8 protein-coding genes are annotated in these 12,990 nt (G+C 62.5%); 2 read left to right on the plus strand and 6 right to left on the minus strand.

The window, feature by feature from the left end; all coding sequences use genetic code 11:
- Positions 1-24: 24 nt before the first annotated feature.
- The 6 genes from rocF to B2M20_RS01975 all read right to left on the minus strand — a co-directional run bounded on the left by rocF (position 25) and on the right by B2M20_RS01975 (position 9,346).
- The gene (gene rocF / locus B2M20_RS01950) at positions 25-999 is read right to left on the minus strand and encodes an arginase (RefSeq protein ID WP_079445427.1); all 975 of its coding nucleotides are present in this window, start codon (positions 997-999) and stop codon (positions 25-27) included.
- Complete coding sequence (ligD, locus tag B2M20_RS01955; RefSeq protein WP_079445535.1) at positions 996-3,749, minus strand: DNA ligase D; 2,754 nt, start codon at positions 3,747-3,749, stop codon at positions 996-998. The genes rocF and ligD overlap by 4 nt, the downstream gene beginning before the upstream one ends.
- Positions 3,750-3,814: 65 nt before the next feature.
- The gene (locus tag B2M20_RS01960; protein ID WP_079445428.1) at positions 3,815-4,003 is read right to left on the minus strand and encodes a hypothetical protein; all 189 of its coding nucleotides are present in this window, start codon (positions 4,001-4,003) and stop codon (positions 3,815-3,817) included.
- A 12-nt stretch (positions 4,004-4,015) separates the two neighbouring features.
- A complete protein-coding gene (ku, locus tag B2M20_RS01965) occupies positions 4,016-4,987 on the minus strand; it encodes a non-homologous end joining protein Ku (RefSeq protein ID WP_079445536.1) in 972 nt (323 codons plus the stop codon).
- A gap of 151 nt (positions 4,988-5,138) precedes the next feature.
- Positions 5,139-8,192, minus strand: a complete 3,054-nt coding sequence (polA, locus tag B2M20_RS01970) for a DNA polymerase I (RefSeq protein ID WP_079445429.1) — start codon at positions 8,190-8,192, stop codon at positions 5,139-5,141.
- Between the two features lie 104 nt (positions 8,193-8,296).
- Positions 8,297-9,346: an acyltransferase family protein gene (locus B2M20_RS01975; RefSeq protein WP_079445430.1), complete on the minus strand. Its 1,050-nt coding sequence runs from the start codon at positions 9,344-9,346 to the stop codon at positions 8,297-8,299.
- A 264-nt stretch (positions 9,347-9,610) separates the two neighbouring features.
- Here B2M20_RS01975 and hrpB point away from each other — a divergent pair, with 264 nt between their 5' ends.
- Both hrpB and B2M20_RS01985 read left to right on the plus strand, forming a co-directional pair.
- Positions 9,611-12,124 carry an ATP-dependent helicase HrpB gene (gene hrpB, locus B2M20_RS01980; RefSeq protein ID WP_079445431.1) on the plus strand — a complete coding sequence of 838 codons (2,514 nt, stop codon included), beginning with the start codon at positions 9,611-9,613 and terminating at the stop codon, positions 12,122-12,124.
- Positions 12,125-12,207: 83 nt separating this feature from the next.
- Entirely contained in the window at positions 12,208-12,927 is a 720-nt protein-coding gene (locus B2M20_RS01985) for an MgtC/SapB family protein (RefSeq protein WP_244553381.1), read from the plus strand.
- Positions 12,928-12,990 lie beyond the last annotated feature (63 nt).

Raw genomic sequence — 12,990 nt, forward strand, 5'->3', positions numbered from 1 at the left:
TGTCCGCAAGACTGCCGCGCGTGTTCAGATTCTATCCGGCTCCAGCGCATTGCTTGGAGTCGGGCGGTCGGTGATCTGCTGCCCGAACAGGCTCGCGATCAATTCCACCGCGACCCGCGCGGTTCGCCCGCGTTCGTCGAGAAACGGATTGAGTTCGACGATGTCGACCGAACGGACCAGTCCGGAATCGTATAGCAGTTCCATGACGAGATGTGCCTCGCGATAGGTCGCTCCTCCCGGAACGGTCGTGCCGACGCCGGGCGCGATGCCGGGGTCCAGGACGTCGAGATCGAAGCTGACATGCAGGACGCCATTGCGCGCCCTCACTCGCTCGATGACGCGATGAATCAATACGGATACGCCGAACTCATCGATCGCGCGCATGTCAGCGACCGCGATGCGACGGTCTTGCACCAGCTTCTTCTCGAGCGGGTCAATCGAATGGATGCCGAACAGGTCCAGATGCGCTGGCGAGATAGAGGCGCGCGGCTCGTCGCCGAGCAGCCCATCAAGCCCGGGCTCGCCGCACGCAAAAGCGGCCGACATGCCGTGCATGTTCGCGGTCATGGTCGTCAGCGGTGTATTGTAATCGGCGTGAGCGTCGAGCCAAAGTACGAACAGTTCGCGCTCTCTTTCGTGCCAATAGCGCGCGACACCGTTGATCGAACCCATCGACAGGCTGTGGTCGCCGCCAAGAAAAATCGGGATCGCGCCGGACGTCGTCAGATCATAAGCGCGCGGGCTGAGTGCGCGGATCCATGCCTGGATATCGCGGTAGTTGTTGGCCTTCGCGGGAATTGGGTCGGTTGCCGGCACGACCTGAGCAATGGAGATGTCGCCATGATCCAGGACATCGATGCCCAGGTTTTCCAGCACCGGCTTGATTCCCGCGGTCCGCAGTGCTGCTGGCCCCATCAAGGTGCCGCGTTGCGATGCGCCCATGTCGATGGGAATGCCGAGCAGCGCGATCCTTCGGCTACTACCTGTCATGTTCGTCATCGTACGAGCCTGCTGATTGCGGTGGTTAGCGGACGCGCGGCCTTGTCATAGTCCGCCCATGCCTTACTCTTTTTCAAGAGGTCTGGCGCGGTGCGGAGTGTGAAACGTTTAGGATCGAGACCGGCTTTCACCTGAGACCAGTTCAGCGGCATGGATACAGTGGCGCCGGGGCGCGCGCGCGGCGACAGCGGCGCGACAGCCGTCGATTTGGTATCGTTGCGAAGATAATCGAGGAAGATTTTTCCCTCGCGCTGCTTCTTCGACATGTTGATGAGATATTTATCGGGTGCGTCAGCGGCCATTTGTTCGCAGACGGCTTGGGCGAACATCTTGGCTTGCTTCCAGTTCAATCCGTCTTTTTGCTTGATTGCAAGCGGCGTGACGACGTGCAGCCCCTTGCCGCCGGTGGTCTTGCAGAACGTTTCGAGCCCGAGCGCCTCAAGCCGCTGCTTCATGTCCTTGGTCGCAGCGATCACGTCGGGGAATGCGATGCCCGGCGCGGGATCGAGGTCGAATACCAGCCGTCCCGGCACCGTGTATTCGTTGGGCACGCAGTTCCACGGATGCAATTCGATACCGCCGATCTGCGCCACCGCCGCCAGTGCCTCGACGCGGTCGATCTGCAGATAAGGCTTTCGGTCGCCTGATACCTTCGCTTGCGTGACCAGATCCGAGAGACCCGGCATGGCGTGGCGCTGAAAGAACGTTTCGCCATCAATGCCATCTGGTGCGCGAACAATCGAACACGGCCGTCCGCGGATGTGGCCGATCATCCAGCCGCCCACGGCTTCCATGTAGGCGGCAAGATCGAGCTTGGTGACCGGCTGCCTGTCCGCATCCGGCCATAGCGCTTTATCTGGATGCGAGATCACAACACCCATCACCGTCGAGCGATCGCGCGCCGTAGACGTGCGAGGTTGCCGCGATCTGGTCGTGTCGGTGTTCGCTGCTGGTGTGGCTCGCGCGTTGGGCTGTGTTGCGTTGAGCTTTGTCTTGTCGGGCCGTGTCTTGTTGAATCGTGGGGCGGCCGCACGGGCCGGCATTTCCGCCCTGACCTCGCGCGCCGGCTTGTCCGCGCGCAGCCCTTTGAAGGCTGCCTGCCGGACCATGCCGTCATCAGTCCAACCGGCGAATTCGATTTCGGCGACCAGTTCAGGTTTCAGCCAATGAACGTTGCGACCGCCGGCCGGCGCATTCTTGCCGGTGAAAGGACTTTTCGATGCGGCCGCGGCTTTCAATGCCGGCATGATGCGTTTCACGGTATCGCGGCCGTAGCCGGTGCCGACGATGCCGGTATAGACGAGGTGGTCGCCGTTATAGACGCCGGCCATTAGCGAGCGGAACTTGCCGCCTGTTGTCTTCCACCCGCCGATCACGACCTCATGGCCGGGACGGCTCTTGGTTTTGACCCAGTTACCGCCGCGGCCGGCGCGATAGGGCGCGTCGATGCGTTTGGAGATGATGCCTTCGAGGCCGGATTCGTGCGCCGTTGCGAGCATCTGTTCGCCGTTCACGTCAAAATGCTCTACGTAGCGGATCGGTGCGCGGTCGGATCTTGCAGAGCGCCCGAGCAGCTTGCGAAGCCGGTCCTTGCGCGTCAGCAGCGGCAGCGGGCGCAGATCCTCGCCCTCGGCAAACGGAAGGTCGAAAGCAAAGTACACCAGCGCATCCGTCTTGCCTTCGGACAGCGCGGCCTGCATCGCCGAGAAATCCGGATCGCCCTTTGCGTTGAGCGCGACGATCTCGCCGTCGAGGATGGCGTCGGGCAGTTTCGCGGCCGCCTTTGCGATGGCTGAAAACTTATCGGTCCAGTCGAGGCCTTTGCGGGTTTTGAGCGTCACGTCACCGTTCTCGATCCGTATCTGGATGCGATAGCCGTCGAACTTGATTTCATGCACCCAGCCCTCCGCCGATGGCGGGCGCGTTGCCGTTTCACAAAGCTGAAGTCCGGCAAAGTTCGGTATCCCGCCCTTGATCGCGCGAGCCTTGGCAATTTGTACTCGGGCTTTCTTCGGCGCCTTCTTGCCGGTCGACGCGGGCTTTGCGCTCGGCTTTGCCGACCGTTTCGATTCCCTGGCGCGCGCCTCCGCGGCAGCGCCCTTGTTCGAATCCCAAACCGCGTCAGAGCCGGCGATCCGCCTGGTCATCATGAAAGGCTCCGGCGCCTTGCCCTTGCCTTTGGCGATCTGTTCGAGGGTCCGACCCGATGCGACCGAACGGTCATTTTCCAGCACATCCTCGCCGCCGCCCGGCTTTGCGTAGTCGTCGCGGTGTTTGATCAGCAGCCAGTTGGTGCGCTTTCCGCCGCTGCGGTCGTGCTTCATGCGCACCAGCACCCATTCGCCTTGAAGCTTCTCGCCCATCAGCGCGAATTTAAGGTCGCCCTTCGCGAGGCCTTTCGCCGGGTCTTCGGCGTACCAGTAGCCGCGATCCCAGATTTCCACCGTGCCGCCGCCATATTGACCTTTCGGGATGGTGCCTTCGAAGTCGCCGTAGTCGAGCGGGTGATCCTCCACCTCGACTGCCAGCCGCTTCTCGCCGGGGTCGAGCGAGGGACCTCGCGTCACAGCCCAGGATTTGAACACCCCCTCGTACTCAAGGCGGAGATCGTAATGTAGCCGGGTGGCATCGTGCTTCTGGATCACGAACCGCAGTTGCCTAGCGGGCACGACGCGCGCCTTGCCGCTCGGCTCGGCGGTTTTCGAAAAGTCGCGTTTCTTGCGGTAGGTGCTGAGCTTTCGGGATGGCACGGCGACGGCTCCGATCAAGGATCAAACGTCGGCAACGCCCGGTAAGCGCAAGAGTGCTGCCGGCGTCACGCCTTTTTCTTTCCGACACCCGCACTCTTCCGCAGGGCATCCTTGAGATCAATCGGCACGCCGTGCTTCTTCAAAAGGTCGGCGAACGCCTCGTCTGCCAGATCCTGGAGGGTCGCCATGCGGCTATGGCCAAGTTGCGTCAGCGCGGTCATGGTCTCGTCGTCGAAGGCGATCAGCTTGCGCATGTCCGCGCCCGGCTATCCGGCTTTGCGCTTTGCCGCGGGTACCTTTTTTGCGGCGCGCGTCCTGGCTGGCCGCTTCGCAGTCTCGCGCTTGGGTTCCTTCGCGGCTTTCTTGCCTTCGATCGGAAACAACATTTCGCGCTGACCTTCGACCCGCTTCTTTGACCTCTTGCCCTTCGCGGGAGCGGCGGTGATTTCTGTCCGCTCAGACCTGCCGCCCTTCAGGCTCCGCCGCAAGGCGTCCATCAGGTTGATGACATTGCCTTCGGTCTTGACCTTGGCTTTTGCGATCGGGTGGCCTGCCTTCTTCTGCTCGATCAGGTCCAGCAGCGCCGCTTCATAATGATCCTTAAAGGCGGTCGGCTCGAAGCGGCCGGACTTCTGCTCGACGATATGTTTGGCGAGATCGAGCATGTCCTTGGTGATCTTCACCTCCTTGATGTCGTCGAAATAGTCCGATGTCTCGCGTACCTCGTAAGCGTAGCGCAGCAGCAGGCCGACCAACCCGTTGTCGCGCGCTTCAAGGGCAATGACGTGCTCGCGATTGGTCAGCACCACCCGAGCCAGCGCGACCTTGCCCGTCGCCTTGATGGTGTCGCGGATCACGGCATAGGCATCGTGTCCGACCTTGCCGTCCGGCACCAGATAATACGGCCTGACGATATAAAGATCGTCGATCTCTGCGCGCGGCACAAACCGGTCGATATCGATGGTGTGGGTGGACTCCAGCGCGATGTTGTCGAGTTCGTCCTTCGTCACTTCGAGATAGGTATCGGTATCGATCTTGTACCCCTTGACGATATCGTCGTTGTCGACCTCGTCGCCGGTTTCGGCATCGACCTTCTGATACTTGATGCGGTGCCCGGTCTTGCGATTGATCTGGTTGAAGCTGACCTTCTCGGACTCCGAGGTCGCGGGAAACAGGGCTACCGGGCAGGTCACGAGCGAAAGGCGCAAAAAGCCCTTCCAGTTAGCACGCGGGGCCATCGAAAACTCCATACGCAATGGGCTGAAAACTGCAGAAAGGGATTCAATATCACGAGCGGCGAAACGTTCCGAGTCGAAGGCGGCGCGTGCAGGCGTCAGCGTCGTCGTGCAGTTCTTGTTGTGTTCTTGTCAGGTCGCCGTTGGGATGATCCTAATGTGCTTCGTCCCAGTTATCAGCGGCGCGGGCGTCGACCTGCAGCGGCACCGACAGCAACACCGCCGGGAATGGCGCATCCTGCATCACATGCTGTACGACCGGCAGCGTTGCCGCGACCTCCTCGTTCGGCACTTCAAAAATCAACTCGTCATGGACCTGCAGCAGCATCCGTGCGGACAGCCTCTTCGCCGCAAGCGCATCGTCCATCCGCGCCATGGCGCGGCGGATGATGTCGGCAGCCGACCCCTGCAGGCGCGCGTTGATCGCGGCGCGCTCGTTGAAGGCGCGATGCGACGGGTTCGGCGACTTGATGTCGGGGTAATGGCATTTGCGGCCGAACAGGGTCGTGACATAGCCGTGCTCGCGGCAGAAATCGCGGGTCGCATCCATGTAGGCGCGAATGCCGGGAAAGCGCTCGAAATACTTCTTGATATAGGCGGCTGCTTCTTCGCGGGGGATGCCGAGCTGATTGGCGAGGCCGAAAGCCGAGATGCCGTAGATGATGCCGAAGTTGATGGCCTTGGCCCGGCGGCGGATTTCGCCTGGCATTCCCTTTACGGACACGCCGAACATTTCCGACGCGGTCATGGCGTGGATGTCGAGGCCGTCGCGGAACGCCTGCTTCAGCACCGGGATATCGGCGATTTCCGCAAGCAGCCGCAGTTCGATTTGAGAGTAATCGGCTGACACCAGCTTGTGTCCGGGGGCCGCGATGAAGGCACGACGAATCTTTCGTCCCTCTTCGTTACGCACCGGAATGTTCTGCAGGTTCGGCTCGTTCGACGACAATCGGCCGGTGGTGGTGGCGGCGAGCGCATAGGTCGTGTGCACGCGCTTGGTCTGGGGATGAACGTATTCGGGCAGCGCGTCGGTATAGGTGGATTTCAGTTTGGACACCTGTCGCCAGTCCAGGATCTTGCGCGGGAAGTCGTGGCCCTGCTCGGCGAGCTCATCGAGGATTTGCGCCGAGGTCGACCACGCGCCGGTCTTGGTCTTGCTGCCCCCGGCCAGGCCCATCTTGCCGAACATGATGTCGCCGATCTGCTTCGGACTGCCGACGTTGATCGGCTCGCCGGCAAGTTGCTGGATCTCGGCTTCCAGCCGGGCCGCGGTCTGCGCGAATTCACCCGAGAGACGCGACAGCACCTGCCGGTCGATGGTGATGCCGCGCCGCTCCATCCGCGCCAGCGTCGCGACCATCGGCCGCTCGAGCGTCTCGTACACCGCATTCATGCGCTCGGCGACCAGCCGTGGCTTTAAGATCTGCCACAGCCGCATGGTGAGGTCGGCATGTTCCGCTGCGTAGGCCGTGGCGCGCTCGATCGCCACCTGATCGAAGGCAAGCTTGTTCTTGCCGCTGCCGGTCAGTTCGCCATAACTCAAAGCGGTGTGCCCGAGCCAGCGTTGTGCCAGCGATTGAAGATCGTGGGAGCCCCGCCCGGCATCGAGCGCGTAGGAGATAAGCTCGACGTCGTCCTGATTCTGCATGACGATGCCATGCTGCGCGAGCAGCACGGCACTGAACTTGATGTTGAGCCCGATCTTCAAGTGACCGCTGGATTCAAGGATCGGCTTCAGGATCTCCAGCGCATCGCGGACCGCGATCTGACCGGGCGCAAGACCGGCGGCAAACAGGCCGGCTCCGTCGCCGGCCTGTTTGTGGCTGAGCGGGATGTAGCATGCATCGTTCGGCGCGAGAGCCAGAGTGAAGCCCGACAATTCGGCCTGCATGGGATCAATCGTCGGTGCCAGGGCTTCGAAGGCAAAGCTGCCATTGTTATCGATGCGGGCAACCCAGTCTTTCAGCCGCTCTAGCGTGCGGATTGTTTCGTAGGTGTCGCGCTGGACCGGCAGCTTGCGCACCGCTTCAAGGCGGGCGGCGGCAAGGGCCGCAGGCGTTTTGATCTCCGCGTCGCCCTTTGCCCTGATGATCGGCGTGCTTTTCACGACGCCATCGCTGCTACCGAACAGATCGCCGGTGACGGCGGCTACGGACGCCTTGGGCGCTGTCGAAGAGGCCCCGCTGGCGTTTTTTCTGTCCGGCTCGATCTCGGTCGCGTTAAGCTCGGAATAGTCCGCGACGCGTTTTGTCAGCGTGGTAAATTCCATCGCCTTCAGGAAGGCGATCAGCTTGCGGGCGTCGGGCTCCTGCACCGCGAGGTCGTCCAGCGGCACATCGAGCGCGACCTTGTCGTCGAGCAATACGAGTTGCCGCGAGATGCGGGCCTTTTCGGCATTCTCGATCAACGTCTCGCGCCGCTTCGGCTGCTTGATTTCGCCGGCGCGCTGTAGCAGCGTTTCGAGGTCGCCGTATTCCGTGATGAGTTGCGCGGCGGTCTTGACGCCGATGCCCGGCACGCCCGGTACATTGTCGACGCTGTCACCGGCTAAAGCCTGTACCTCGACCACCTTCTCCGGCGGCACGCCGAACTTTTCGATCACTTCAGGTATGCCGAGGCGGCGGTCCTTCATGGTGTCGTACATGGTGACGCAGTCGGTGACGAGCTGCATCAAGTCCTTGTCAGAAGATACGATGGTCGCGGTCGCGCCACGCTCGCACGCCTGCCTCACATAGGTCGCGATCAGGTCGTCGGCTTCGAAGCCGATCTGTTCGAGGCAGGGCAGGTCGAACGCTTTCACCGCCTCGCGGATCAGCGCGAATTGCGGGATCAGGTCGTCGGGTGCAGGCGGCCGATGCGCCTTGTAGTCGGGATAGAGCTTGTTGCGGAACGTGACCTCGGACTTGTCGAAGATGATCGCGAGGTGTGTCGGCTTGTCGTCCTTCGGCATGTCGCGCAACAGCTTCCACAGCATATTGCAGAAGCCGAGCACCGCGTTGACCTGCAGCCCATCGGATTTGCGGTTCAACGGCGGCAGAGCGTGATAAGCGCGGAAGATGTAGGATGAGCCGTCGACCAGAAAGACGTGCTGTCCCTGCATATTGGTCCCAGCTTCAGCTTTCGCCGCAGGAATCGTCGCGGGGATGGCGGCTGGGATCTCGGCTGCGTCGATCGCGGCAGCGGGCTTGGCGGCGGGCTTCTTCGGCATGGCCGCAACTTAAGGAGTTTTCCCGCTGATGGCACCCCCGCGGCGTTCTCATGACCGACAAAAATCGCAAGGGTTTCGGGCCTTGACCGGGCGACCGAGCCGGATTATTCGGCCGCCGCCTGAATCGCGGAGGCTCGTTTCTTCGGCGCGATCCAGAAGGCGTCAGGACGCTCGAACAGGAAGTTCGCCCGCGTGTTGCGGCAGGCCCACCAGATCAGCACCGCGCCGATCACGCCGGCGATGGTGACGATCAGAGAGATCAGGCCGACATCGTGGATCAAACCTGCTTTCAGCAGGATCGTGCGCGAGGCGGCCATCGGCAGGAAGAACGCGAGATAGATGACGATCGAGTGCTCGCCGCAATAGCGCACGACGTTCAGCCAGCGCATTTTCGCAAGCAAAGTGCCAACGGCGATGATGGCGCTGGCGCCGGCGAGACCGAGCGCGAGCGAAACGATTGGCCATTCGCTGATGCCAGTATGGACCAGGCCGCCGTTGACAACAGCCCACAGCGCAAGCGCCGCCAGCGTCAATCCCGGATAAGCGCGGGCGCGGGCCGACCATGCGAATACGTAGTTTGCGAACAGGTATCCGGAATAGATGTAGACGAAGCGAGCGGCGAATTCGTCGATAAGCGTCCAGCCGGTCGAGATGTGCGTCATCTCGAGCGCCGCCGCAGCGCCCCAGATCGCCCAAGGCGCGATCCGGCGCGTGGCCTTGATGACCACGAAGAACACCGGCAGCAGATAGATGAACCACAGCGTGCCGAACGGATCGATGAACGACATCAGATAGAGATGGACGACGCCCGGCCAGCCCACCTCGGCGGCAAAGTGGGGGGCCTTGAAGCCGAACTGGATCGCGGTCCACAGAACGTAGAAGTAGAAGAAGTGCACGACCTTGCGGTCGAGGTAGGTGCGCCAGTCGCGGTTAATGACGAGCGGCAGGAACAGGCCGGAAATCAGGAAGAAATCCGGCATCCGGAACGGTTTTGCGAATTCGACCACGAGGTGCATGAAACCGGTCTGTCCGGCTGCGGCCTCAACGCCCAGCACCGAGTGCATCATCACCACCATGATGATGCAGATGCCCTTGGCATAGTCGACCCAGTCGACCCGTTCGGTTTTCTGCGCAGCTGTGCCGTTTCCGGTCATGGTTGTCTCTTTTCGGCGCGATGGGGCCTGTTTACAGGCGGATCGGTTGCGTTCTCCTTTCACCAATCAAATAATGTGCCGGTTTCCCGGGAAAGTGATCGGATAGAGGTATCGCCTGGCCGTTTGGCAAGTGGTGCGCTAGAGCCTTTCCGCTTCTGATGGAATCAGAAGCGGGGCTCTATCATTCTGATCTGACGCGTTTTCTCCACGCGAACCGGTTATCCACTTCGCTCGAAAACGCTATAGGACGGTCTCCCCGTTACCATGCCGTACGCGCGGACCTATTCCTTGACGGAAACATTCGCCAACCCGCTTCCGATCGACGCCGTGCTCGGCGAACTTGGACGCACGCTTGCTGCGCACAACGCCGCGGTGCTGGTGGCGCCGCCGGGAGCCGGCAAGACGACGCGGGTGCCGTTGGCACTGCTCGACACGCCCTGGGTCGCCGGCAGGAAGATCGTCGTGCTGGAGCCACGCCGGATCGCGGCGCGCGCCAGCGCGGAACGAATGGCGCAGACGTTGGGCGAGCGCGCTGGCGAGACCGTGGGCTATCGCGTGCGCTTCGGCTCCAAGATCTCGCGCAGAACGCGTATCGAGGTCGTCACCGAAGGGATCTTCTCGCGGCAGATCCTCGACGATCCCGAACTGAACGGTGTTGCCGCGATCCTGTTCGACGAGTTTCATGAGCGTTCGCTCGATGCAGACCTTGGGCTCGCCCTGGCGCGTGACGTCCAGACCGGACTGCGGGAGGATTTGCGGATTCTTGTGATGTCCGCGACCATCGACGGCGCGCGGATTGCAAAACGTCTTGGCTGCGCGCCCGTGATCGAAAGCGAGGGCCGCGCCTTCCCGATTGAAACGCGATATCTTGGCCGCAAGCCCGATTCACCACTAGAGCGGCAGATGGCTGACGCGATCGCGACAGCGCTGCGCACCGATGCAGGCTCCGTGCTGGCGTTCCTGCCGGGCGCGGCCGAAATCCGGCGCACGCAAAATATGCTCGCTGAACGGGTGCACGATGCATCCATTGAGATCGTGCCGCTGTTCGGCGCGCTCGACGCCGCGGTGCAGGATCGCGCCATCGCGCCCGCGCCGAGGGGGCGTCGCAAGGTGGTGCTGGCCACATCGATCGCAGAAACCTCGCTGACCATCGAGGGCGTCCGCATCGTGGTGGATTCCGGCATGGCGAGGGTGCCGCGCTTTGAGCCTGACATCGGCCTGACGCGGCTGGAAACCATGCGTGCCTCGCGCGCCGCGGTGGACCAGCGCCGGGGCCGCGCCGGCCGCACGGAGCCTGGTGTATGTTATCGGCTATGGGACGAGCCGCAGACCGCCTCGCTGTCCGCCTATACCCAGCCCGAGATCCTCTCAGCCGATCTGTCGTCGTTGGTGCTCGATCTCGCGCAATGGGGTGTGCGCGATCCCGCCACACTGACGTTTCTCGATCCGCCGCCTGCTCCCGCGTTGAACGAGGCGCGAAGCCTGCTGCGCGAGCTTGGCGCGCTGGATGCCGATGGCCGCATCACCGACGAAGGAAAAAGTTTGCGGGCGTTGGCGCTGCCCCCTCGGCTCGCGCGCATGATCGTGGGCGCGCATCGTCTCGGCGCAGGCCGGGAGGCTGCGGACATTGCGGCGGTGCTGACCGAGCGGGGTCTGGGCGGCGACAGCGTCGATCTCGATGCGAGGCTCGATAGCTTTCGCCGCGACCGCTCGCCACGCGCCACCGGCGCGAGGCAGCTTGCGGAACGTTGGGCGTCTCAGGTAGCGGTGCCTGTTACCCCTCCCGCCTCTGGTGGGGAGGGAGAAACCTTTCCTTCCAGCGGTGTGATGCTCGCTCTCGCGTTTCCCGATCGCGTGGCGCGCAATCGCGGCAACGGGTCGTTCGTGCTCGCCAACGGTCGCGGCGCGTCGGCCGATCAGGCCTCGGCGCTGGCGCGGTCGCCTTTTATCGCGGTTGCTGAACTGACCGGTACCGCCGCGAACAGCCGTATCTTGCTGGCTGCACCGATCGCGCAGGCGGAGATCGAATCGCGCTTCGCCGACCAGATCGAGACCGACGAGGAGATCTCATTCGATCGCGCGGCGATGAGTTTGCGGGCACGGCGGCGCAAGCGGCTGCATGCGATCACGCTTGCCGAAGCTCCGGTGGCGGTCGCGCCGTCGGTTACGACAGCGCGCATCCTCGCCGAAGGATTGATAGGAGCGGGTCTGGATCGCTTGCCGTGGTCGAAGCCGCTCAAGCAATGGCGCGACCGGGTCATGTTCCTGCGCGCGGCGGAAGGCGAGGAGTGGCCGGACCTGTCCGATGCCGGGCTTGTGGCCACAACCGACATGTGGCTGGCGCCCGCGCTGTTCGACAAGACCGCTTTGAAGGAATTTTCAGCCGGCGATCTGTCGGAAGCGCTGATGGCGTTGTTGCCTTGGAGTTTGCGTGCGCGGCTGGAGCGCGAGGCGCCGACCCATTTTGAGGCGCCGACTGGTACGATACTCGCGATCGACTACGAAGCCGAGCAGGGGCCGACCATCGCCGTCAGATTGCAGGAATTGTTTGGCCTGACGACGCATCCGTCGATCGCGCAAGGCAAGGTGCCGCTGGTTCTGGAATTGCTGTCTCCGGCGCATCGCCCGGTGCAGGTGACGCGCGACCTGCCGGGCTTCTGGCGCGGCAGCTATGCCGCCGTTCGTTCTGATCTGCGCGGGCGCTATCCCCGGCATCCCTGGCCGGATGATCCGGCGAATGCGCCGCCGACACGGCGGGTTAAGCCACGCGGGACCTGAAGGGGCCGATTGACCGGGGAACTCGCACCATTGATGAGGCGTTGACGTGACGTCTCTCGCCGTGACCCACCTTGAGGCCCTTCATGGACATGATGGACATGCTTCTGCAGCCGACCTGGTCGGATATCGCGATCCGTCTCGCTCTGACAATGGTTGCGGGGGGTATCGTGGGATTTGACCGGGGCGTGCAAGGGCATGCGGCCGGATTTCGCACCACCATTCTGGTCGGTCTTGCTGCTTCGATCGCCATGATCCAAGCGAACATCCTGCTATCGACCAGCGGCAAAACGGTCGAGTCCTTTGTCCAGATTGACGTCATGCGTTTGCCGCTCGGCATTTTGACCGGCGTGGGGTTCATCGGCGCCGGCACCATCTTCAAGAAGGGTGACCTCATCGCCGGCGTCACCACCGCGGCGACGCTGTGGCTGATGACCGTGATCGGGCTCTCGCTGGGTGGAGGCCAGCTCGTGCTCGGCATGGCTGCCACCGTACTGGCCGTCATGACTCTAGGGGCGCTCAGGTGGGTCGACTATTTCATTCCCCGTGAACGCAGGGCCCGGTTGATCGTCGCGGACGATACGCAAATGCGGGCGGTCATCGAACTGCCTGTGATGACCCAAGAAGTGGGCTACCAGGCTAGTTTTGCGGAAGCCAAGCGTCGCGATGACGGATGGATCGATTGCTCATTCGACATCTCGTGGCGGCGCGCTGGGCGGTCCTCGTCGCCGACCGAACTATTGATGCTGATCCACAGGCGCTATGCGGTTGTGGCATTTGCCTTGACGACGGAAGATGGCCGCTAGCGTCTTTCAACGCTCATGTGAAAGACTCTAGCTTTTTGACCTGACGCGTTTTCGTCACGCGAA

This window comes from Nitrobacter vulgaris, from assembly GCF_002028545.1.
Taxonomy (GTDB): Bacteria; Pseudomonadota; Alphaproteobacteria; order Rhizobiales; family Xanthobacteraceae; genus Nitrobacter; species Nitrobacter vulgaris.

Excerpts from the sequence above, each read along its gene's own strand:
- B2M20_RS01975 (WP_079445430.1), bottom strand. The coding sequence starts at position 9,346 with ATGACCGGAAACGGCACAGCTGCGCAGAAAACCGAACGGGTCGACTGG.
- polA (WP_079445429.1), bottom strand. The coding sequence starts at position 8,192 with ATGCCGAAGAAGCCCGCCGCCAAGCCCGCTGCCGCGATCGACGCAGCC.
- hrpB (WP_079445431.1), top strand. The coding sequence starts at position 9,611 with ATGCCGTACGCGCGGACCTATTCCTTGACGGAAACATTCGCCAACCCG.
- B2M20_RS01960 (WP_079445428.1), bottom strand. The coding sequence starts at position 4,003 with ATGCGCAAGCTGATCGCCTTCGACGACGAGACCATGACCGCGCTGACG.
- B2M20_RS01985 (WP_244553381.1), top strand. The coding sequence starts at position 12,208 with ATGGACATGATGGACATGCTTCTGCAGCCGACCTGGTCGGATATCGCG.
- rocF (WP_079445427.1), bottom strand. The coding sequence starts at position 999 with ATGACGAACATGACAGGTAGTAGCCGAAGGATCGCGCTGCTCGGCATT.
- ku (WP_079445536.1), bottom strand. The coding sequence starts at position 4,987 with ATGGCCCCGCGTGCTAACTGGAAGGGCTTTTTGCGCCTTTCGCTCGTG.